Origin of the sequence: Phenylobacterium sp., assembly GCF_044371015.1 — a bacterium.
In the GTDB taxonomy this organism is placed as follows: domain Bacteria; phylum Pseudomonadota; class Alphaproteobacteria; order Caulobacterales; family Caulobacteraceae; genus Phenylobacterium.
Genome location: NZ_JBILUK010000001.1, coordinates 13,641 through 33,593, shown reverse-complemented (window position 1 = coordinate 33,593; position 19,953 = coordinate 13,641). Strand labels below are relative to the sequence as shown.

Sequence of the window (19,953 nt, the reverse complement as noted above, 5' to 3'; positions counted from 1 at the left end):
CCCTAATCCTCCACGATGCTGACCCGCGTGTAGTCCGGATCGAACCCCGCCACCCGCCGGACAAGGCCCCTGAGCCGAGGGTCCACGACATAGACCGAGCCGGCCTCGTAGGTCGGCACGATCGGCGCGTCCTCGATCACGATCTCCTGGATCCGGCCGAAGGCGTCCATCCGCTCGCGCGCGTCGCTTGAGGTCTGGGCGATGACCACCATCCGGTCCAGTTCCGGATTGCGGTAGCGGCCGTTGTTGTTCGGGTTCCACGAGGTCAGGAGGTCGGCGAGCGTCATGGGGTCCGGATAGACCGGGTTCCAGCCGGCGGTGACGATATCGAAGTCGCCGCTGTCCATCTTGGCCAGCCGCTGCTTGAAGATCTGCTGGTCGATGCGGATCTCCAGGCCGAGCTCACGCCGGAAAAGCTCCTGGAAGTATTCCGACTGCTTGTCGCCCAACGCCCCGTCGTCGGTCAGCAGGGTCAGCGGCGGCAACCTCTCCACCCCCAGCTCCCGTTTGGCCAGCGCCAGCAGACGGCGGGCTTCGACCGGGTCCCGGGCGACCCGGCGGACCGGATACTCCACCCGGAACTTGCCCTCGACCCCGTCCAGCCAGACCGGAAACAGCGAGCGGCCCGGCAGGTTTCCCGGCGTCCGGATCACGCGATAGACCAGCTCATCCGGGTCGATGACCAGCTGGATCGCCCGGCGCAGATTTCGGTTGGCCGTGGGGCGACCCTCGCGCTGGTTGAACTGCAAATAGAACAGCGCGCCCTGCTGGAACGGATTGATCCGCCAGCGCTGCACCATCGCGTCGTCCAGGTTTTCCTGGTTGAGGCCGGCCACCGCGATCTTGCCGTCCTTGTAGAGGTTGACCAGCGTGTTCGGGTCGCGGGTGAAATAGGCGAAGTTGAGAACCTTCACCTTCACCCGATCTTTCGCCCAGTAGTGAGGGTTCTTCTCCATCCGCAGCTCGGCGCCGTGCACCCAGCGGGTGATCATGAACGGGCCGTTGTAGAGCAGCGTGTCGGCCTCGGCGCCGTACCGGCCGCCCATGGCGTTGTAGAAGTCCTCCCGGATCGGCCGGAACGACCAGATCATCATCAGCTTGTCGAAATAGGCGACGGGCCGCACGAGCTCGACCCGCAGGACCCGATCCCCCTCGGCCCGCACGCCCAGGCTGGAAACCGGCGCCAGGCCCCGGTTGATCGCCTCGGCGTTCCGAATGGCGAAGAACATCGCCACGTTGTCGCTGGCCGTCTTCGGATCGACCGTCTTGCGCCAGGCGAACACGAAGTCATGCGCCGTGACCGCCTTGCCGTCGCTCCAGCGCGCATCCGGGCGCAGCCAGAAGGTGGCGCCGGTCTCGGTGATCTCCCACCGCTCCGCCACACCGGGCGCCGGCTTCCCATCCTCGCCGTTGCGCAGCAGGCCCTCGGTGACGTGGCCCAGCACCATGCTGCTGATGGTGTCGTTGCTGCGCGTGCTGTCGAGCTGCGGCGGCTCATCCGCCAGCGCAAGGGTCACCGTGTCCGTCGCGGCGTCGATTCCCTTGGAGACGCCCCCGCCGCCGGTCAGGTTCGACGCCCACGACAGGCCCAGCATCAGGAGCGCCAGCCCGACGACCGCGCCGGCCGCGAGGATCAGCAGCTGACGCCCAGCCGAGCGTGTGAACCGGTCCTTGCCGTCGCGGTTCGGCGGTGGATGCATGAATCTGAAAATCCGAACCAAAGCCCTGCCCATCGGCAGCCATCAGGCCCGCTGGGTCAAGGGAGGGGGCCGGTACAAGCGCTTCTCCTCCCCCAACCTCGCCGACCTTCGCTCAGGGCGCGAGAAGGCCGACACTTATGTTCACTAAATGTTCTTGACCTGGACCTTCGCCCGCGCTACCCTTCGTTCGCCGTGAATTGCGCTGTCGACGGGCAGAAACTCCGGCCCTGACGTCCTGCCCAGACGGGCCGCGCGCGTGTTCACCCCTTCGCCCGGGATCGCCCACCCATGCCTGCTGCTCGCACCGCTCGCGCGCACGCGCTCCCGCGCGCGCAGGAAGGCCCAATCGGTTCTATTCGAGGCATTGGCCCGGCGCCGTCCCGGCCCCCGGGCCTAGAAGCTGACCGCCCCGAGGTCCTTCAGGCGCGGCAGCACCTGGTCCTTGCCGGAGAGGATCGGCTCGCCCGCCAGCGGCCAGGGAATGGCCAGGTCGGGGTCGTTCCACATCACGCCGCCCTCGCTCTGCGGCGCGTAGGGACCGTCGACCTTGTAGAAGATCTCGCAGTCGTCGGTGATGGTGCAGTAGCCGTGAGCGAAGCCGCGCGGGACCCAGAGCTGCTCGCCCCCCTCGGCCGTCAGCTCGGCCGAGACCCATTTCCCGAAAGTCGGCGAGCCGGCGCGGATATCCACGGCCACGTCGAAGATCGCCCCCTTGAGCGCCCGGATCAGCTTGCCCTGAGCGTTTGGCGCGAGCTGAAAGTGGAGGCCGCGCAGCGTGCCCTTGGCCGCGCTGAAGGCCTGATTGTCCTGCACGAACGCCGTGTCGGCTACGGTGCCGGCCAGCGCCTTGACGCTCCACGTCTCGGCGAACCAGCCGCGCGCATCGCCATGGCGCTTGGGCGTGATAAGCAGCACATCGGGAATGGCCAGCGGCGTGATCGTGGTCATGGGAATCCGTTTGGACGTGGGTGTGGCCGTCGCATGGCGCAGCGGGCGAGCGATGACAAGAGCCCGGGGGGCGGAGAGCCGCCGCCGGCCCTCAGCGTCTGTGTGATCGCCTACAATTCCGGCCCGACGCTGGCCGAATGCCTGGACGGACTGGCCGCCCAGACCTTCCGCGACTTCGAGACCCTCATCATCGACAACGCCTCGCCCGATCCGGGTGACGCGGAGATCGCCGCGGCCCGGCCCTGGACGCGGCTTGTCCGCAACACCGAGAACCTGGGCTTCGCCGGCGCGGGCAATCAGGCGGCGCGGCTGGCGCGCGGGCGCTGGCTGGTGCTGCTGAACCCCGATGCGCGGCCCGAGCCCGACTGGCTGGCGGCGCTCGTCGCGGCGGCCGACCGCCACCCGACCCTCCAGGCCTTCACCTCCAAGCAACTGGCCGCTGATGCGCCCGGTATGCTGGACGGCCTGGGCGATGTGATGAGCATCACCGGCATCCCCTATCGTGGCGGTTACTTGAACCTCGATGTCGGCCAGGCGCGCGAGGGCCTGGTGTTCAGCCCCTGCGGCGCGGCGATGATGATCGACCGGGCGCTGTTTCAGGCTCTCGGCGGCTTCGACGAGGACTTCTTCTGCTACGGCGAGGATGTGGACCTCGGCTACCGCCTTCAGCTCGCCGGCCACCCGACCCTGCTGGTTCCGGACGCCGTGGTGCATCACTACGGCTCGGCGTCGACCGGCGGGCGCAAGTCGGAGTTCGCGGTGTTCCACGGAACCCGCAACCGCTTCTGGGTGCTGTTCAAGAACACGCCGGGCCTGCTGCTGCCGCTGGTCGTGCCGCTGCATCTCCTGGCGCTGATGCTGATCTACGCCCGGGCGGAGAACCGCCCCCATATCCGCCTGATCCTCAAGGCCGTGCGCGCCGCCTTCGCAGGCGCGACGAAGATGCTGGCCAAGCGCCGCGAGATCGGCCGCCACCGTCGGGCCAGCTTCTGGGACATCGCCAGGGCCATGACCTGGAACCCGAGGGACCTGTCGGGTCGTCGGCCGGTCATCCGGAAGCTTTCCCCCTCCACCGCCTTCGGCGGTCCCCCTCACCCGGCGGGGGAGGGGGCTGCGAAGCCGCCGGAGGGGGGCTCCGACGCGCCTACTCCGCCGCCCACTCGATCAGGCGCCGCATGAAGCTGGCGCCGCGCTGCATCTGGGCGATCTCGACAAACTCGTCGGGCTGGTGGGCCTGGTCGATGGCCCCTGGACCGCAGATCACCGTGGAGAAGCCCGCCTGCTGAAACTGACCGGCCTCGGCGGCGAAGGCCACCACGCGGGGCGGGCCGTTGTCGCCTGCGAGGCGCCTCGCCAGCACTTCCGCTGCGCCGTCCTTTTCGGGCGCGAAGGGCGGCACATTGGTGCGCATCCGAACCGTCACCCCGGCCTCGGGCGCCCGGGCCTTGAGCGCCCGGTCCATCGCCTCCGCTTCCGCCAGGAACGGCGCGATCACGCCCTCCGGCGTCAACGGCGCCGGGCAACGCAGGTCAAAGATGAAGCGGCATTCCCGCGCCAGGATGTTGTGCGCCGTGCCGCCGGAGACCAGGCCGATGGTCAGGGTCGGTCCCTTCGGCGTGAACGGCGAAGCCGGATCGGCTTCCGCCTCCAGCCGCGCCGAGAGGGCGTTGAGCGATCCCATCAGCCGCACCGCCTCCATGATTGCGGAGACGCCCAGATGAGTCTGGCTGGAATGGACCTCGCGACCCGTCACCACCACTTCGAAGGTGGCGATGCCCTTGTGGGCGTTCACCGCCTCCATGCGGGTGGGCTCGCCGACGATCACCACCGAAGGCAGGGGCAGTTCGCGACGGATCACCTCGATCATCGCCGGCGCGCCGAGGCAGCCGATCTCCTCGTCGTAGGAGAAGGCCAGGTGCACCGGTCGCCGGGCGGTCCGCGCCAGCTCCGGCGCCGCCGCCAGCGCCAGGGCGACAAAGCCCTTCATGTCGCAGGTCCCGCGCCCATAGAGCCGGCCGTCGCGCTCGGTCAGGGTGAAGGGTTCGGTGGTCCAGGGCTGGCCGTCCACAGGCACCACGTCGGTGTGGCCGGAGAGCACCACGCCGCCAGGAAGATCGGGCCCCAGGGTGGCGATCAGGTTGGACTTGGTCCCATCAGCGTTGGGCACCCGGCGATGCTTGGCGCCCAGGTCATCGAGATAGCCTTCGACCCAGGCGATCAGCTCCAGGTTCGAGTGGCGCGACGTGGTGTCGAAGGCGACCAGCCGGGCCAGGAGGTCGCGAGCGGCGGGATAGAGGTCTTGGGCCATGGGATAAGTCCTACGCCCGCCGAGGCCGCTAGCCCACCCCTGCATGCAGGTCCGAAAGCCGCGAGTTCGGGCCAGGCTCGCCCGCATGATCAGACCGGCAGGCCCTCGGATGGCGCAGAAACAGCGACCTCAGGGCGCCAGCCGATAGCCGCCCTGTTCGGTCAGCAGCAGCCGCGCATTGGCCGGGTCCGGCTCGATCTTCTGGCGCAGACGATAGACGTGGGTTTCCAGGGTGTGGGTGGTGACCCCGGCGTTGTAGCCCCAAACCTCCGCCAGCAGTTCCTCCCGCGACACGGCCTTTTCGCCGGCGCGGTACAGGTACTTCAGGATATTGGTTTCCTTCTCCGTCAGCCGGATCTTGCGGCCGCGGTCATCCAACAAAGCCTTCCCGGCGGGTCGGAATTCATAGGCGCCCAACCGGAACACCACGCCTTCGGAGTGCTCATAGTCGCGAAGCTGGGCCCGGATCCGCGCGAGCAGGACGGTGAACTTGTAGGGCTTGGTGACATAGTCGTTGGCCCCGGAGTCCAGGCCCCGGACGGTGTCTTCATCGGTCGCGGCGGCCGTCAGCATGATCACCGGGGCGGTGACGCCTTCGTCGCGCATGCGGCGGCACGCGTCGCGGCCGTCCATATCCGGCAGATCGACATCCAGCAGCACCAGATCCGGCTTGGCCGTACGTGCGGCGGCGACGCCCTCAGCTGCGGTGGGAGCTTCGACGGTGAGAAAGCCTTCGTCGCGGAGCTGCTCGGCGATCGCGCCGCGGAGGTCCTGGTCGTCGTCGACGATGAGGAGGGTCTTGCGTTGCGCCATGGGTCGCAACAAACACCAGTCAGGCCGCACCCGGCAAAGGATTTCGAGGCGAACGTGATCTTCGTGGCCACCTCCGACGGCTGGCTGGACCTCGGCGATCGGCGCGTGCGCTGCGCCCTCGGGCCCACCGGCGTGGTTCCAGCAGCGGACAAACGCGAGGGCGACGGCGCCTCGCCGGCCGGCGTCTGGACGCTGCGGCGGGTCCTGTACCGTCCGGATCGCGGCCCGCAGCCGTCTACGGCGCTGCCGGCGGCGGCCCTAACGCCCGAAGACGGCTGGTGCGATGCACCCGCTGACCCCGCCTACAACCAGCCCGTCCGTCTTCCCTATCCCGCCAGCGCAGAGCGACTGTGGCGTGACGACGGACTCTATGACCTGATCGTGATCCTCGGCCACAACGACCAACCGCCGGTTCCCGGAATGGGCTCCGCGATCTTCCTGCATGTCGCCCGTCCGGACTATGCGCCGACCGAGGGCTGCGTCGCGGTGGCGCGCGAGGACCTGCTGGCCCTGCTCGCCCAGGCCAGGCCCGGCGACGCGCTTGAGATCGTGGGTTAGAGTCCCTTCCCAGAGGCGGGACCGGCGCCTCGGATGACGATACGCGCTACGCTCTCGATTTTCCGGCGTGTTGACCTGGTCTCGAGGGCGCCGCCAGAACCGGACGGGCTCAAGCCCGCGCGCCGAACACCGCCGAGCCGACGCGCACGCTGGTTGCGCCGAAACGGATCGCGGTCTCGAAGTCGCCGCTCATGCCCATGGAAAGCCGGGCCAGGCCATTGCGTGCGGCGATGTCGGCCAGCAAGGCGAAGTGCGGTCCGGCGGGCTCTTCGGCGGGCGGAATGCACATCAGCCCCTCGGGCGACAGGCCGAACTCGGTCCGCACCCGGGCGATAAAGGCGTCGGCCTCTGAGGGCGCCACGCCTGCTTTCTGCGGCTCCTCGCCGGTGTTGATCTGGACATAGAGGCGAGGGCTTCGGCCCTGGCGCTGGATCTCCTCGGCCAGGGCGCGGGCCAGACGATCCCGGTCAAGGGTCTCGATGACGTCAAAGCGGGCGACCGCCTCGCGCGCCTTGTTGGTCTGCAACGGGCCGATCAGGTGCAGCGTGATTGGGACCGGCGGGTCAGCCCACCGGGTGAGCGCCTCCTGCACCCGGTTCTCGCCGAACACGCGATGGCCGGCGGCCAGCACGGGCCCCACCGCTTCCCAAGGCTGCTGCTTGGAGACCGCCACCAGCGTGACATCGCCGACGGGTCGGCCGGCGGCTTGCGCGGCGCGGGCGATCCGGGCCACCACTTCGGTATAGCCAGGCGCAGCATTGGCGGGAGACGCGGCCATCTCGACCTTCTGGACCCTCTGGCGAACCGCTCGGCTCTTACCGGCGCGAAGGCGCCTGCGAAAGGCCTTGCCGACGCTGCTGGCTTTTACCGATCCGGCGCGATCCGGAGATCTAAACTTGTTGGCGGCATCGCTGCCTCCTGGCGCAGCCCTAGTCTACCGCGCGTTCGCGGCAACGGATGCGGAGGCCGTCGCGCAAAGTCTCGCTGCGATCCTGCATGCAAGGGGAGCGTTGCTGCTGATCGGCCAGGACACGGAACTGGCCCGGAAGGTTGCGGCGGATGGCGTCCACCTGCCCCAACGGTCGGCGCACCGGGCAGGCGCAATTCGGCGGGCGAACCCGCGCTGGATCGTGACCTCGGCAGCTCATGATGTCAGAGCCGCGCGAAGCCGCGGAGGCCACGCGGTCGTGATATCGGCGGTCTTTCCAAGCCAAAGCCCATCAGCCGCCGCGCCTCTGGGACCGGTTCGGCTGGCGACCCTGGTCCGGTTGGCCGGTCAGCCGGCCTATGCGCTCGGCGGCGTGAACAGGCGCAATGCTGCGCGCCTGCGTATGACGGGCGTCATCGGCGTGGCGGCGATTGACGGTCTTAGAACTTGAAGGCGGTTTCGAGCCGGACCTTCGGCTGGTCGGCTGGCCGAGCCTGATTGGCGCGCGGCGTCAGATCCTGGGGCCCCAGAGAAACTGAGCCGCCGACCCGCACTGACGGCGTGATACGGAAGTAGGCGCCGGCCTGAACGTCATTGGGGATCGCCGGCCGGCCATCGGGTTGTTGAATACCCAGGGTGACACCGAAGCGGCCTCGCGTCGCGTCCCAGCGCATCGCGCGCCCGGCATTGGGCGCAGCCGTGGTTGGTTCAGACCGAACGGTGAAATCCACGGCCGTCGCCGGGCGATCCGACGCGTTCGCGACCCCGCCCGCGACGCTCATCAGCGTCGCAGCGGCGAACATCGCGAGGATGCGGGCCTTAGCCATCCGGTTTCGGTTCCGTCCAAACCGCTTTTGTGCTCGCTCGACCCACGCGTGCGGGACGATGCACAATGCGGATTAAGGCGCGCGTCCGAACCGGGTCAACTGGAGTCACAGGTTCACGGGCTGATTAACCTCGATCAGAGCCTCTACTGTGGCGGAGCGGCCACGCGATTCCTGTTTGGCGCTCCATCGGCCCTTGATATAGAGGCCGCCGGCGCGGGGCGGCGCCGTGACGCGCAAGCGCGTCGCGGGGATAAATGGAGACAGATGCCAATGCCGTTTGTGTGCGCTGAGCGGATTCGAAGCGGACTGATCGCGGGCGTGGCTATGGGCGCCTTGGCGCTAGGTGGGTGCGGCACCGTGCCCAATCCGTTTGGTGGCGGCGGCGATCCCCGGTCGTCGAACGAAAGCGCAGCGGCGATCGCGGTCAATGGCTATCTGTGGCGAGCCTCTCTGGACACGCTCTCGTTCATGCCTCTGTCCTCGGCCGATCCGTACGGCGGGGTCATCGTCACCGACTGGTACGTCAATCCGGAGAAGCCTGACGAACGCTTCAAGTGCACGGTCTACATCCTGGATTCGCGCCTGAGGGCCGACGGCCTGAACGTGGCCGTGTTCAAGCAGACCCGGGACGCCTCCGGGGCCTGGGTGGACCAGCCCGCAGCCGGCCAGACTGAGGTTGATATCGAGAACTCGATCCTGACCCGCGCACGCCAGCTTCGACTTTCGAACATCCGGGGCTGACCCCCGGATTGTTCGAGCGTCGGACGGCGGCCATTGAAGGCCGTTGACCGGACTAGTCCTCTCCCGTCAAAGGCCAGTCAGATGGCGACCCACACTCCTTCCAAGTACGATCCGAAAATCACCGAGCCGCGCTGGCGCTTGGCCTGGGCCGAGGCTGACGCCTTCCGCGCTGTCGAGGATCCAGCGCGGCCCAAGTACTACGTCCTGGAGATGTTTCCCTATCCGTCCGGGCGGCTGCACATGGGCCATGTGCGGAACTACTCGCTGGGCGACGTGATCGCCCGATTCAAGCGGGCGCGGGGCTTCTCGGTGCTACACCCCATGGGCTGGGACGCCTTCGGCCTGCCGGCCGAAAACGCCGCCATGGAACGCGGCGTCGATCCCAAGGCCTGGACCTACGAAAACATCGACCGCATGCGGGCCGAGCTGAAGGAGCTCGGCCTGTCCATCGACTGGAGCCGCGAGTTCGCCACGTGCGACCCGGCCTACTATGGCAAGCAACAGGCCTGGTTCCTGGATCTTCTGGCCCGCGACCTCGTCTATCGCAAGGAAAGCGTCGTCAACTGGGACCCGGTTGACCAGACCGTCCTGGCTAACGAGCAAGTAGTCGACGGCCGCGGCTGGCGTTCCGGTGCATTGGTGGAAAAACGGCGGCTGAATCAATGGGCGATGCGCATCACCCGCTATGCCGACGCCCTGACCGACGACCTGAAAACCCTGGATCGCTGGCCTGAGAAAGTGCGGGTGATGCAGGAAAACTGGATCGGGCGGTCGAAAGGTTGCCGATTCCGGTTCCACTACGCCGGCGAAGGCCCCTCCGAGGGTCTGGAGGTCTACACCACTCGGCCCGACACCCTGTTCGGTGCGAGCTTCGTGGGCGTGGCGGCAGACCACCCCGTAGCCCTGGCGATCGCCGCGCGCGACCCGGCCGCCGCCGCCTTCGTCGAAACCTGCCGCAAAGGCGCGGCGACCGAGGCCGAGATCGAGACGGCGGAAAAACTCGGCTTCGACACCGGCCTGCGCGTGAAGCATCCATTCGATCCCAGCCTGGAACTGCCAGTTTGGATCGCGAACTTCATCCTGATGGACTATGGGACCGGAGCCATCTTCGGCTGCCCGGCGCATGACCAGCGGGATCTGGACTTCTGCCGCAAGTTCGACCTGCCGGTCACCCCGGTGGTGCTTCCGCCCGGCGCGGACCCAGAGACTTTCGCCGTGGCCGACCAGGCCTATGTGGGAACGGGCGTGATCTATAACTCCCGCTTCCTGGACGGTCTGGACGTGGAAACGGCTAAGGCCGAGGCGATCGCCCGGATTGAGGCCCAGGGCGACGGCGAGGGTGCGGTGGTGTTCCGGCTGCGTGACTGGGGCGTCTCGCGCCAGCGGGCCTGGGGCTGCCCGATCCCCGTGGTGCATTGTCCGGCCTGCGGTGTCGTGCCGCTGCCGAAATCGGCCCTGCCGGTGACGCACCCGCATGACATCGAGTTCAATAAAGCGGGCAACGCGTTGGAGCGGCACCCGACCTGGAAGCACACCACCTGCCCGGCCTGCGGCGCCGACGCCACGCGCGAGACCGACACGCTGGACACCTTCGTCGACAGTTCCTGGTACTTCGCCCGCTTCACTGACGCCCAAGCCGAAGAGCCGATCAACCGGGCGGCGGCGGACTACTGGCTGCCGGTGGACCAGTACATCGGCGGCATCGAACATGCGGTGCTGCACTTGCTCTATGCCCGCTTCATCACCAAGGCCCTGGCCGACGAGGGCATGGTCGGGGTGCGCGAGCCGTTCGCCGGGTTGTTCACCCAGGGCATGGTTACGCATGAGACCTATCGTCGGCAGAACGGTGACTGGCTCGAACCGCGCGACGTTTTGATCGAAGTCGAGGGCAAGACTCGCCGCGCCCGGCTGACCGAGACCGGCGAACCGGTGGTGATCGGCGATGTCGAGAAGATGTCGAAGTCCAAGCGCAACACGGTTACGCCCGACGAGATCTTCGATGTCTATGGGGTGGACGCCGCCCGCCTGTTCGTCTTGTCGGATAGCCCGCCGGAACGTGACGCCCAGTGGTCTACCGGCGGAGTGCAGGGCGCCTGGCGGTTCGTCAACCGGGTGTGGGACGAGTTCGACAGTCAGCCCAAAGGCGCCATGTCGGTCGAGCCCGACCCCGACCTTCGCCGCGCCACCCACAAGCTGATTCGCCAGGTGACCGAGGCCATCGAGGGTTTCCGGTTCAATTCGGGCATCGCGCGGCTCTACGAGTTCCTGAACCTGCTGAAGGCCAACCCGGCCGTGGGCGCGAGCCCGGCGGTTCTGGCGGCGCGGACCGAGGCGCTGATGGCGTTCGCAAGGCTGATCGGGCCTTTTACACCGCACCTGGCCGAGAGTTGCTGGGAGCGGATCGGCGGCCCGGGCCTGCTGGTCGCGGCGCCATGGCCTGAATTCGACACAGCCCTGACCGAGGATGCGGTCAAGATCCTGCCGATTCAGGTGAACGGCAAGCGAAGGGGTGAGATCGCTGCGCCTGCAGGCGCCGAGCCCGCCGACGTGGAGGCCCTGGTCATGGCCGACCCGGAGATCGCGCGGCGGCTGGAAGGCCTGACGATCCGCAAGATCATTGTGGTCAAGGACCGGATCGTGAATATCGTGGCCGCCTGATGCGAAAGCTCCTTCCCGTCCTTGGCCTGACCCTGATGCTCGGCGGCTGCGCCGGCTTCCAGCCGCTCTATGGCCAGCCGCAGGTTGTAAGCGGACTGGCGGGGATCCAGGTGGAAGCGCCGTCCGGGCGTACCGGATACCTGATGCGTCAGCATCTGGACGACGCGTTCGCCCATGACGCCTCGGCTCCGCCCGCCTACACCATGCAGATCAGCCTGGGCGAAGCGCGTTATCCGCGCGGCGTTCGCATCGACAATGTGGCCACCCGCTACGAATACGTGCTGACGGCCAGCTACGCGCTCCTCGCGTTGCCGGGCCGCAACGTGGCCAAGCGGGGTCAGGTTCGGGTGGAGCTGACCTACGATTCCGCCGACCAGCCCTATGCCTCCATCGCCGCACAGCAGGATGCGCAGGACCGGGCAGCGGAAGAGGCTTCACGCCGCATCCAGCTTGAACTGGCCGCCTGGCTGGCCAACGGCGCCAAGGTCGCCGCCCGATAGTGCTCCTGAACCGCCGCCCCGATGCCGAGCGGTTTCTTTCCCGACCCGACCCTGCGATTCGCGCGGCGCTGATCTTCGGTCGCGACTTGGGCGTGGTGCGCGACCGGGCGCAGGGGCTCGCCTCCAAGATCGTGGCCAATCCGGATGATCCATTCGACGTGGCGGTGCTGTCCGAACGCGACATGGCCGACGACGGCGGTCGTCTGGAGGGGGAACTCGCCGCGCAGTCCCTGATAGGCGGCCGGCGGCTGGTGCGACTCCGGCTCTCCGGCGACAGCGTTCCGATCGACCGGCTGGCGGCCGAGGCGCTGGAGCGCCATTCGAAGGGGGAGCTCAATCCCGACGCGTTCCTGCTGATCGAAGCCGGAGACCTGGCCAAGGGGTCAGCGTTGCGCAAGGCGGCGGAGAAGCAGGCGGGCGCGGCGGCCATCCCCTGTTACGAGGATGAGCCGGGCGACGTGGCGCGGTTGGTCCGCGAGACCCTGGCCAAGGACAATCTGAACCTCAACGCAGACGCTCTTGCGCTGTTCGTGGCGCGCCTGCCGCGCGAACGGGGCGTGGTTCGGCAGGAGATCGAACGGCTGGTGCTGTTTCTCGGCCCCGGCAGCGGCGTCCAGGGTGCAGCCACAGACCTGGAGGCGTTCCTCGGTGTGGAGCCGGACGCCTCACTGTTCGACGCCGCCGCCGACGCCTTCGGCGGGCGGATCGCCGAGGCGCAGGCCGGCCTGCGCCGCGCCGCCCAGGAGGGCGAGGGCGGACCCGCGGCGGTGCGCGCCATGGGGATGCACCTGGCCAGGCTGCGCAAGGTGGTGACCCTGGTTCTGGCTGGAGCCGGTGCGCAAGAGGCCGCCAAGGCCTCCGGGGTGTTCTGGAAGCAGGAGCGCGAGGTTCTACGCCAGGTCCGCGCCTGGAAACTGGAAGACCTCGACCGCCTCCAGCCTGAGTTGCTGGCAGCAGACCGCGCCTGTAAGACCACCGGCTCGCCCGATCGCCTGATCGCCGAGCGCCTTGCGCTGGCCGTGGCCAGCCGGGCGAAGCGGCTGGGCCTGTAGACTTGAGCAGGTTTGACGCCCGCCCTAGCGTGCGGGCCGAGCGTTCCGGACACAGGAACCGGCGGGGGGCGACGATGCAGGGTACGGACTGGGCGGGCCTGGTGCTTGCGGCGAGCCTGTTGGTCGGAGAGGCGTCAGCCCAGCCATACCAGCCGCCGCGACTGGCGGATGGGCGGCCCGACCTCCAGGGCGACTGGACCAACGCCAGCCTCACCCGACTGGAGCGCAACCCGGCCTACGGCGACACGCTGGTGATGTCAGAGGCGCGCGCCGCAGAGATCGAGGGCAAGAATCGGGCGCTGATCGACCTGGGTAATGCCCCGACCCGCGCCGGCTCTACCGTCAAAGACCTGCCAGCGGACTGCTCGGACGGGCGTGGAACCAATTGCAACTACAACGCCGGCTGGACCGATCCAGGCACCACGGTGATGCGTGTGGGCGGGCAGCCGCGGAACGGCTTCATCACCTCGACGCCTGACGGGCGCGTGCCGATGCGGCCGGATGTCCGCGCGGGCTCGGAGGGCCGGCCGATCCTACCGCCTGGTCTGGCGATCAACGACAATCCAGAGACCCGCTCGCCAGGGGAGCGCTGCCTCGTCGGTTTCGGCGGTTCGTCGGGGCCGGTGATGCAGCCGGTGCTGTACAACAACCTCTACCAGATCATTCAGACGCCGGAGACGATCGTCATCGTGGTGGAGATGGTCCACGACGCTCGGATCGTACGGATGGATGGGCAGCATCCGCCATCGCAGGTGCGCACCTGGATGGGCGACTCCATCGGCCGCTGGGAGGGGGATGCCCTTGTAGTGGAGACCACTAACTTTCATCCTCAGCAGGTGTTTCGCGGCGCCTCGGTCAATCTGAAGATCACCGAGAGGTTCACCCGCGTTGGCCCGGACCGACTGCACTACGCCTTTCGGGTCGAAGACCCGAGTGTGTTTCGCGAGCCCTGGGGCGGCGAGTACGAGTTCTCGCGCTCTCCGACCCCGATGTACGAATATGCCTGTCACGAGGGAAACTATGGGCTGGCGGGGATCCTGGCCGGCGCACGCGAGGAAGAGCGGGCCGGACGCGCGCCGGACAAGGCGGCCGAGACGACGGAAGAGGAACCTTAACCTGGGGCCTGGATGGTAGCCCCGGCGACCAGACAACGCTAAACGGGCCGCCCGGATCGCCTCGAAAGCTTACCCATGCCCGACCTCTACGACGTCGCCGCCATCGGCAACGCTATCGTCGACGTGATTGCTCCGGCGACGGACGATTTTCTCGCCGATAACGCCCTGACTAAGGGCGCAATGATGCTGGTCGACGCCGAGCAGAGTGCGTCGCTCTACGCCAAAATGGCCAAGGGCGTGGAAACCTCTGGCGGCTCTGCGGCCAACACGATCGCCGGCGTCGCCAGCCTGGGTGGGCGTGCGGCTTTCATGGGCAAGGTGGCCGACGACGCGCTGGGTCGCGCGTTTACCACTGACATGGCCAGGATCGGCGCGCGCTTCGAGAACGCCCTGCTCAGCGGAGGCCCCGCCACGGCGGTGTCGATGATCAACGTCACGCCCGACGGCCAGCGCACCATGTGCACCTATCTGGGCGCATCGGTGCAGTTCACCGACAACGACGTCGAGCAGGCGACGGTCGAGGCTGCGAAAATCGTCTATCTGGAGGGCTATCTGTTTGACGCCGATGCGGCGCGGCGGGCCTTCGCAAAGGCGGCCGCCTTTGCGCACGGCGCCGGTCGGATGATCGCACTGACCCTGTCTGACGGCTTCGTGGTTGAGCGCCATCGGGGTGCGCTGAAGGGCTTCATCGAGGGCCAGGTGGATCTGCTGTTCGCCAATGAAGATGAAGTGACCTCGCTGTTCGAAACTACGGACTTCGACGCCGCCGTCGAGGCGCTGCGCCCGCATGTGAAGCTGGCCGCCATCACCCGCGGCGAGAAAGGTTCGGTGATCCTGGACCAAGGCCAGCGACTCTCGGTCGCGGCCGAACGGGTCGAGAAAGTCGTGGACACCACGGGCGCAGGCGACCAATACGCCGCCGGGTTCATGTTCGGCCTCGCGCGCGGCCGGCCGCTGCAGGATTGCGGCCGGTTCGGCGCCATCGCGGCGGCAGAAGTGATCTCGCACTATGGTCCGCGTCCGCAGGTTCCGCTGAAGGACCTGCTGGCCGCCCGAGGGTATTGAGATGAACCGCCGCGCCGAAATCGCCCGCGACACCAAGGAGACCAAGATCCGCGTCGCCATCGACCTGGACGGGACCGGTATCTCGAAGATCGCCACCGGCATCGGCTTCTTTGACCACATGCTGGAAAGCTTCGCCCGCCATGGCGGCATCGATCTTGAGGTCGCGGCCCAGGGCGACCTACACATCGATATGCACCACACAGTCGAGGATGTGGGCATTGTGCTGGGCCAGGCAGTGGCCAAGGCCCTGGACGGGTTCAAAGGCGTGCGCCGGTTCGGCCACGCCTATATCCCCATGGACGAGACTCTGTCGCGCTGCGCTATAGACCTGTCCAACCGGTCCTATCTGATCTGGAAGGTGGAGTTCCGCACGCCCAAGGTCGGCGAGATGGACACCGAGCTTTTCAAGGAATTCCACCACGCCTTCGCCATGAACGCCGGCGCCTGCGTGCATCTGGAATGCCTTTACGGAACCAATTCGCACCACATCGCCGAGAGTGGCTTCAAGGCGCTGGCGCGGGCGTTGCGCCAAGCGGTGGAGGTGGACCCCAAGACCGGCGGAACCGCCCCCTCCACCAAGGGCGTGCTCTAGGGCGTCTTCCGAAGGGTGAGAACGGATTATCGGATGATGATGCGCTCTAAATTATTGATTTCGAGCACTTTTTACCGCGCTCAGATGACTCTGCCGGAACGGGAAAGATTCTAGGTATCCCAACGATGCGACGAGTGGCCCTGATCGACTATGGGTCGGGCAATCTGCGCTCGGCCGAAAAAGCGCTGGTGCGTGCGGCCTCAGGTGCGGCCGAGATCCTGGTGACGCACGATCCGGAAGCGGTTGCACGCGCCGACGCCGTGGTCCTGCCAGGCGTAGGTGCGTTCGCCGCCTGCATGACGGGGCTGACGGAACGTACGGGCGTGATAGAGGCGATGACAGAGGCTGTTCGGGGACGGGGAGCGCCGTTCCTAGGCATCTGCGTCGGCATGCAGTTGCTGGCGGCCCGGGGCCATGAATTCGGCGTCACCGAGGGACTCGGCTGGATCGATGGTGATGTTCGCAAGATTGCGCCGGATGATCCCGCACTGAAGGTGCCACACATGGGCTGGAACGCGCCTGAACTCACCAGGAGCCATCCGGTTCTGGCGGGCCTTGACGGCGAGGCGGCGGTCTATTTCACGCACTCGTTCGCAATGTTTCCAAAAGACGAGACGGACGTCGCAGCCTATGTGGATCACGGCGGACGGTTTCCGGCGGCGGTGGCGCGCGACAACCTCGTGGGCGTCCAGTTTCACCCTGAAAAGTCGCAAGGCCCTGGCTTGCGGCTATTGGCTGACTTCCTGGAGTGGCGACCTTGATCCTCTATCCGGCCATTGACCTGAAGGACGGCCAGTGCGTGCGTGTCGTGCATGGCGACCTCGCCACCGCCACGGTGTTCAACGATTCGCCGGCGGACCAGGCCCGGGCCTGGGTGAAGGCCGGCTTCCACTGGATCCACGTGGTCGACCTCAACGGCGCTGTCGCCGGCCAGGCGGTCAACGCCGGGGCGGTGGAAGCGATCCTTGGGGCCGTATCCGTCCCGGTTCAACTCGGCGGCGGCATTCGCACCCTCAAGGACGTGGAACGCTGGATCGAAGCGGGCGTCAGCCGGGTGATCCTGGGCACCGTGGCGGTCAAAGATCCAGATGTGGTGATCGCCGCTGCCCTCGCCTATCCCGAGCAGATCGCGGTGAGCGTGGATGTCCGTAAGGGCCGGGTAGCGGTCAACGGCTGGACCGCCGACACCGAACTCGACGCCGTGACCGTGGCCAGGCGGTTCGAGGATGCCGGTGTGGGCGCCCTGATCGTCACCGACATCGATCGTGACGGCACGTTGGAAGGCTTCAATGTCGAGGTTTTCGGCGCCATGGCCGACGCCGTGAGTATTCCAGTGATCGCGGCCGGCGGCTTGGCCAGCGTAGACGACATCGCACGATTGAAGGCGCGGGTCGGGGCGCCAGTCGCCGGCGCCGTTCTGGGCCGGGCGCTCTACAACGGCGCCATCGATCCGGCCGAAGCCCTGAGGCTCGCGGCCTGATGCTGAAGACGCGCCTGATCCCCTGTCTGGACGTCAAGGACGGTCGAGTGGTGAAGGGCGTGCAGTTCCTCGCGTTGCGCGACGCGGGCGATCCGGTCGAACAAGCCCGAGCTTACGACGCGGCTGGCGCGGATGAACTGATGTTCCTCGACATCACCGCGAGTCACGAGAACCGGGGAACCATCCTGGACGTGGTCGCGCGAACCGCCGAGGTCTGCTTCATGCCGCTTTCGGTCGGCGGCGGCGTCCGCGCGGTGGATGATGCCCGGCGCCTGCTCCGCGCCGGAGCGGACAAGATCAGCATCAACACTGCAGCGGTCGAAAATCGCAATCTGATCAGCGCCTGCGCCGACGCCTTCGGCGCCCAGGCGACGGTCGTGGCGATTGACGCCAAACACCGCTCTTCCTCCACCGGTCCTGTTGGCCGCATAGACGGCTGGGAAGTCTTCACCCATGGCGGTCGGCGGCCGACCGGGCTTGATGTGGTCGCCTATGCAGTCGAGGCGGTGTCATGCGGCGCCGGCGAGATCCTGTTGACCTCCATGGACCGCGACGGCGCCAAGACCGGCTATGACCTGGACCTCCTGCGCGCCGTTACATCGGCGGTCAGCGTGCCGGTGATCGCCTCGGGCGGGGCCGGCAATGCGCGCCATCTGGTGGAAGGCGTGCAGGCCGGCGCATCTGCGGTTCTGGCGGCCTCCATCTTCCACTTCGGCGAAGTCGGCATCGGCGAGGCCAAGGCGGCGATGGCTGCGGCTGGGATTCCCGTTCGCCTCACAGAAAGTCTTGCCGCATGAGCCGCTTCACCGACGTTGTCGCCCGGCTCGCCGCCGTGATCGAAAGCCGGCGGGGTGGAGATGCGTCAACCTCGTACACTGCCCGTCTGCTCGCAGACATCGACTATGCGGCCAAGAAGTTGGGCGAGGAGGCGGTCGAGACGGTGATCGCCGCCGCCCAGGGCGATCGGGACGCCCTGACCGCCGAGAGCGCAGACCTCATCTATCACTGGCTGGTTCTGATCGCCGCCACAGGCGTCAGTCTCGACGAGGTGGCCGCACGCCTGGAAGCTCGAGAAGGCGCATCGGGTCTCGCCGAGAAGGCTGCGCGGCTAAAGTAGTCAGCCTTTCGGTTTGCGCTTCAACGCCACATAGAGCGCGCCCTCGCCGCCGTGTCGGCGGTGGGCCGGCGACACGCCGGCGACAATGTGGGCCAGATGCGGCGCGCCCAGCCATTCTGGGGTGCGGCGGCGCAACACCCCGTCACCCTGAACCCCCTTGCCGGTGATCACCAGGACGGCCCGCCAGCCTTCGGTCCAAGCGCGCCCGAGAAACGCTTCAAGGTCGGTCCGGGCCCGATCCTGGGTCAGACCGTGCAGATCCAGGCGCGCACCGATCTCTTCGCGCTCGCGGCTGATCCGGTGATGTCGATTGGGCTCTATGGGATCAAGGCCCTCACGCGGGCGGGCCTGACCCGAGCTCAAGCGTCGGGGTGCGACGCGGAGTGGCGCGTCGAGGCCGGTGGCCGGTGCGCTTGGGAGTGGCGCAGCGCGACCCGCCATTGGGTGAACCGTGGCTGCCACTTGGCCCCATATCCGGAGTTCGTCGGGGCGGAGCGTGCGCTTCATGGCCGGGGAACCAGGCGCCACATCATCAGCGTGTGGCGGATGCGCCCGGCTTCAACGCCGGCCACATCGCCCTGCCCAATATAGAGATCAGCGCGCACCTCGCCTTTGATCGCGCCGCCGGTGTCGAGCGCGGTCACCAGCCGCCGATAGCGTGGAAAGGCCCCAGCCAGCATTGGCGCCTCCCCATCCAGCCACAAGAGATCGCCATAGCGGTGGAAGGCCGGATCTATGGCGATGGCGCGGCCGGCCGGAAGCGGCGCCCCGGCTGCGCCGGCGGGAGGTCGGCCATCATCGGGCGCCAGGCGGAAGAACACGAAGCGGGGGTTGAGCCGCATCAATTCGTCGGCGACGGGTCCTCGATTGGCCGCCAGCCAGGCGCGGATGGAGTCGCCCGAAGTGTTGTCGCGCGCCAGCAGGCCCCGCTCCCGCATCGGGTTGGCGATCCCGACGAAGGGCAGGCCATTATGGGCGGCGTAGAGCGCCTTAATGCGCTGACCGTCCTCAAAGACCAGGACCCCAGAACCTTGAATCTGCAGAAAGAAGTGCTCCTCCGGCCGCATCCAGGCCAACGGCGCGGACTCCTGTAAGGCTTCGATGCGGGCGCGGTCTGGATAGGGGGCTCCATCGCTAGATCGACTGGCGCGACCATCAGGGGCCAGCGTTAGATCTGATGGGCGCGGTCGAACCGGTGTGCTGAACTCCGAATCTTGCGCCCGGCGGGCGGCATAGACCGGCGCGAAGTAACCTGTCAGCACGCCCTCGGCGCCGACTCGCTCCGCCTGGAATTCGCGTTCCAGAAAGATACGGCCGTCGCCTGGCATGATCTCGCCGACCGAGCGCGCGCGGAAGCAGAGATCAGCCGCCACCGGATCCCGGATGGCCGAACAGACGGCGCGCCAGGCCTCAAATGCGATGTCGTGATTTTCGTTCGCCCAGCCCGGGAGTTCGGAGAGTTCGATCCGGCTGGACACGGCCGGCGCCGGCGCGGCCTCCATGCTCCGGATCGGGTCCGGCGCGGTTGGAAGTCTCGAAGGGCCTGGCGTC

The 19,953-nt window shown here is 67.5% G+C and carries 22 protein-coding genes; 14 read left to right on the top strand and 8 right to left on the bottom strand.

Annotation, left to right across the window (positions count from 1 at the left end):
- Positions 1 to 2 precede the first annotated feature (2 nt).
- Both ACIQ3R_RS00195 and rfbC read right to left on the bottom strand, forming a co-directional pair.
- Positions 3 to 1,700 (bottom strand): peptide ABC transporter substrate-binding protein, encoded by a 1,698-nt coding sequence (locus tag ACIQ3R_RS00195; protein ID WP_397413691.1) that lies wholly within the window; start codon positions 1,698 to 1,700, stop codon positions 3 to 5.
- Between the two features lie 393 nt (positions 1,701 to 2,093).
- Positions 2,094 to 2,648 (bottom strand): dTDP-4-dehydrorhamnose 3,5-epimerase, encoded by a 555-nt coding sequence (gene rfbC, locus ACIQ3R_RS00190; RefSeq protein ID WP_397413689.1) that lies wholly within the window; start codon positions 2,646 to 2,648, stop codon positions 2,094 to 2,096.
- 33 nt (positions 2,649 to 2,681) lie between these two features.
- Between rfbC and ACIQ3R_RS00185 the strand changes: the two genes are divergently transcribed.
- Positions 2,682 to 3,827 (top strand): glycosyltransferase family 2 protein, encoded by a 1,146-nt coding sequence (locus ACIQ3R_RS00185; RefSeq protein ID WP_397413687.1) that lies wholly within the window; start codon positions 2,682 to 2,684, stop codon positions 3,825 to 3,827.
- Here ACIQ3R_RS00185 and argE read toward each other — a convergent pair.
- Positions 3,793 to 4,956, bottom strand: a complete 1,164-nt coding sequence (argE, locus tag ACIQ3R_RS00180) for an acetylornithine deacetylase (RefSeq protein ID WP_397413684.1) — start codon at positions 4,954 to 4,956, stop codon at positions 3,793 to 3,795. The genes ACIQ3R_RS00185 and argE overlap by 35 nt on opposite strands.
- A 129-nt stretch (positions 4,957 to 5,085) precedes the next feature.
- The gene (locus ACIQ3R_RS00175; RefSeq protein WP_397413682.1) at positions 5,086 to 5,769 is read right to left on the bottom strand and encodes a response regulator transcription factor; all 684 of its coding nucleotides are present in this window, start codon (positions 5,767 to 5,769) and stop codon (positions 5,086 to 5,088) included.
- A gap of 54 nt (positions 5,770 to 5,823) precedes the next feature.
- Between ACIQ3R_RS00175 and ACIQ3R_RS00170 the strand changes: the two genes are divergently transcribed.
- Positions 5,824 to 6,327 (top strand): L,D-transpeptidase, encoded by a 504-nt coding sequence (locus ACIQ3R_RS00170; RefSeq protein WP_397413679.1) that lies wholly within the window; start codon positions 5,824 to 5,826, stop codon positions 6,325 to 6,327.
- 109 nt (positions 6,328 to 6,436) lie between these two features.
- Here ACIQ3R_RS00170 and ACIQ3R_RS00165 read toward each other — a convergent pair whose 3' ends face one another.
- Complete coding sequence (locus ACIQ3R_RS00165) at positions 6,437 to 7,105, bottom strand: YggS family pyridoxal phosphate-dependent enzyme (RefSeq protein ID WP_397413677.1); 669 nt, start codon at positions 7,103 to 7,105, stop codon at positions 6,437 to 6,439.
- Positions 7,106 to 7,172: 67 nt separating this feature from the next.
- On the opposite strand from ACIQ3R_RS00165, the gene ACIQ3R_RS00160 reads away from it, so the two are divergent.
- A complete protein-coding gene (locus ACIQ3R_RS00160) occupies positions 7,173 to 7,706 on the top strand; it encodes a thiamine phosphate synthase (protein ID WP_397413675.1) in 534 nt (177 codons plus the stop codon).
- Here the strand turns inward: ACIQ3R_RS00160 and ACIQ3R_RS00155 are convergent.
- A complete protein-coding gene (locus ACIQ3R_RS00155) occupies positions 7,696 to 8,082 on the bottom strand; it encodes an NtrZ family periplasmic regulatory protein (protein WP_397413673.1) in 387 nt (128 codons plus the stop codon). The two genes, ACIQ3R_RS00160 and ACIQ3R_RS00155, sit on opposite strands and share 11 nt — an antisense overlap.
- Before the next feature lie 270 nt (positions 8,083 to 8,352).
- Here ACIQ3R_RS00155 and ACIQ3R_RS00150 point away from each other — a divergent pair, with 270 nt between their 5' ends.
- From ACIQ3R_RS00150 to ACIQ3R_RS00100, 11 genes are all read left to right on the top strand, one after another.
- A complete protein-coding gene (locus ACIQ3R_RS00150) occupies positions 8,353 to 8,823 on the top strand; it encodes a DUF3576 domain-containing protein (RefSeq protein WP_397413671.1) in 471 nt (156 codons plus the stop codon).
- An 81-nt stretch (positions 8,824 to 8,904) separates the two neighbouring features.
- The gene (gene leuS, locus ACIQ3R_RS00145; protein WP_397413669.1) at positions 8,905 to 11,481 is read left to right on the top strand and encodes a leucine--tRNA ligase; all 2,577 of its coding nucleotides are present in this window, start codon (positions 8,905 to 8,907) and stop codon (positions 11,479 to 11,481) included.
- On the top strand, positions 11,481 to 11,981 hold the full coding sequence (gene lptE / locus ACIQ3R_RS00140; RefSeq protein ID WP_397413667.1) for an LPS assembly lipoprotein LptE: 501 nt from the start codon (positions 11,481 to 11,483) through the stop codon (positions 11,979 to 11,981). The genes leuS and lptE overlap by 1 nt, the downstream gene beginning before the upstream one ends.
- Positions 11,981 to 13,033 carry a DNA polymerase III subunit delta gene (gene holA, locus ACIQ3R_RS00135; RefSeq protein WP_397413665.1) on the top strand — a complete coding sequence of 351 codons (1,053 nt, stop codon included), beginning with the start codon at positions 11,981 to 11,983 and terminating at the stop codon, positions 13,031 to 13,033. The genes lptE and holA overlap by 1 nt, the downstream gene beginning before the upstream one ends.
- A gap of 74 nt (positions 13,034 to 13,107) precedes the next feature.
- Entirely contained in the window at positions 13,108 to 14,148 is a 1,041-nt protein-coding gene (locus ACIQ3R_RS00130; RefSeq protein WP_397413663.1) for a hypothetical protein, read from the top strand.
- A 75-nt stretch (positions 14,149 to 14,223) separates the two neighbouring features.
- The gene (locus ACIQ3R_RS00125; RefSeq protein ID WP_397413661.1) at positions 14,224 to 15,213 is read left to right on the top strand and encodes an adenosine kinase; all 990 of its coding nucleotides are present in this window, start codon (positions 14,224 to 14,226) and stop codon (positions 15,211 to 15,213) included.
- A gap of 1 nt (position 15,214) precedes the next feature.
- Positions 15,215 to 15,805 carry an imidazoleglycerol-phosphate dehydratase HisB gene (gene hisB / locus ACIQ3R_RS00120; RefSeq protein WP_397413658.1) on the top strand — a complete coding sequence of 197 codons (591 nt, stop codon included), beginning with the start codon at positions 15,215 to 15,217 and terminating at the stop codon, positions 15,803 to 15,805.
- A gap of 125 nt (positions 15,806 to 15,930) precedes the next feature.
- On the top strand, positions 15,931 to 16,566 hold the full coding sequence (gene hisH / locus ACIQ3R_RS00115; RefSeq protein WP_397413656.1) for an imidazole glycerol phosphate synthase subunit HisH: 636 nt from the start codon (positions 15,931 to 15,933) through the stop codon (positions 16,564 to 16,566).
- Positions 16,563 to 17,285 (top strand): 1-(5-phosphoribosyl)-5-[(5-phosphoribosylamino)methylideneamino]imidazole-4-carboxamide isomerase, encoded by a 723-nt coding sequence (gene hisA / locus ACIQ3R_RS00110; RefSeq protein WP_397413654.1) that lies wholly within the window; start codon positions 16,563 to 16,565, stop codon positions 17,283 to 17,285. Before hisH ends, hisA begins: the two co-directional genes overlap by 4 nt.
- Positions 17,285 to 18,082, top strand: coding sequence for an imidazole glycerol phosphate synthase subunit HisF (gene hisF, locus ACIQ3R_RS00105; protein ID WP_397413652.1), 798 nt, complete (start codon positions 17,285 to 17,287; stop codon positions 18,080 to 18,082). The genes hisA and hisF overlap by 1 nt, the downstream gene beginning before the upstream one ends.
- Positions 18,079 to 18,402 (top strand): phosphoribosyl-ATP diphosphatase, encoded by a 324-nt coding sequence (locus ACIQ3R_RS00100; RefSeq protein WP_397413650.1) that lies wholly within the window; start codon positions 18,079 to 18,081, stop codon positions 18,400 to 18,402. Before hisF ends, ACIQ3R_RS00100 begins: the two co-directional genes overlap by 4 nt.
- Here ACIQ3R_RS00100 and ACIQ3R_RS00095 read toward each other — a convergent pair whose 3' ends face one another.
- Positions 18,403 to 18,765, bottom strand: a complete 363-nt coding sequence (locus ACIQ3R_RS00095; RefSeq protein ID WP_397413648.1) for a Smr/MutS family protein — start codon at positions 18,763 to 18,765, stop codon at positions 18,403 to 18,405.
- A 140-nt stretch (positions 18,766 to 18,905) separates the two neighbouring features.
- Positions 18,906 to 19,880, bottom strand: a complete 975-nt coding sequence (locus tag ACIQ3R_RS00090) for an MltA domain-containing protein (RefSeq protein ID WP_397413646.1) — start codon at positions 19,878 to 19,880, stop codon at positions 18,906 to 18,908.
- Between the last annotated feature and the right edge of the window lie 73 nt (positions 19,881 to 19,953).

What these genes read in the sequence shown, in the direction of transcription:
- ACIQ3R_RS00150 (WP_397413671.1), top strand. Translation starts at nt 8,353, where the DNA reads ATGCCGTTTGTGTGCGCTGAGCGGATTCGAAGCGGACTGATCGCGGGC.
- hisB (WP_397413658.1), top strand. Translation starts at nt 15,215, where the DNA reads ATGAACCGCCGCGCCGAAATCGCCCGCGACACCAAGGAGACCAAGATC.
- ACIQ3R_RS00175 (WP_397413682.1), bottom strand. Translation starts at nt 5,769, where the DNA reads ATGGCGCAACGCAAGACCCTCCTCATCGTCGACGACGACCAGGACCTC.
- rfbC (WP_397413689.1), bottom strand. Translation starts at nt 2,648, where the DNA reads ATGACCACGATCACGCCGCTGGCCATTCCCGATGTGCTGCTTATCACG.
- ACIQ3R_RS00165 (WP_397413677.1), bottom strand. Translation starts at nt 7,105, where the DNA reads ATGGCCGCGTCTCCCGCCAATGCTGCGCCTGGCTATACCGAAGTGGTG.
- lptE (WP_397413667.1), top strand. Translation starts at nt 11,481, where the DNA reads ATGCGAAAGCTCCTTCCCGTCCTTGGCCTGACCCTGATGCTCGGCGGC.
- ACIQ3R_RS00195 (WP_397413691.1), bottom strand. Translation starts at nt 1,700, where the DNA reads ATGCATCCACCGCCGAACCGCGACGGCAAGGACCGGTTCACACGCTCG.
- leuS (WP_397413669.1), top strand. Translation starts at nt 8,905, where the DNA reads ATGGCGACCCACACTCCTTCCAAGTACGATCCGAAAATCACCGAGCCG.
- hisH (WP_397413656.1), top strand. Translation starts at nt 15,931, where the DNA reads ATGCGACGAGTGGCCCTGATCGACTATGGGTCGGGCAATCTGCGCTCG.
- ACIQ3R_RS00125 (WP_397413661.1), top strand. Translation starts at nt 14,224, where the DNA reads ATGCCCGACCTCTACGACGTCGCCGCCATCGGCAACGCTATCGTCGAC.
- ACIQ3R_RS00130 (WP_397413663.1), top strand. Translation starts at nt 13,108, where the DNA reads ATGCAGGGTACGGACTGGGCGGGCCTGGTGCTTGCGGCGAGCCTGTTG.
- ACIQ3R_RS00155 (WP_397413673.1), bottom strand. Translation starts at nt 8,082, where the DNA reads ATGGCTAAGGCCCGCATCCTCGCGATGTTCGCCGCTGCGACGCTGATG.
- argE (WP_397413684.1), bottom strand. Translation starts at nt 4,956, where the DNA reads ATGGCCCAAGACCTCTATCCCGCCGCTCGCGACCTCCTGGCCCGGCTG.
- hisF (WP_397413652.1), top strand. Translation starts at nt 17,285, where the DNA reads ATGCTGAAGACGCGCCTGATCCCCTGTCTGGACGTCAAGGACGGTCGA.
- ACIQ3R_RS00100 (WP_397413650.1), top strand. Translation starts at nt 18,079, where the DNA reads ATGAGCCGCTTCACCGACGTTGTCGCCCGGCTCGCCGCCGTGATCGAA.
- ACIQ3R_RS00185 (WP_397413687.1), top strand. Translation starts at nt 2,682, where the DNA reads ATGGCGCAGCGGGCGAGCGATGACAAGAGCCCGGGGGGCGGAGAGCCG.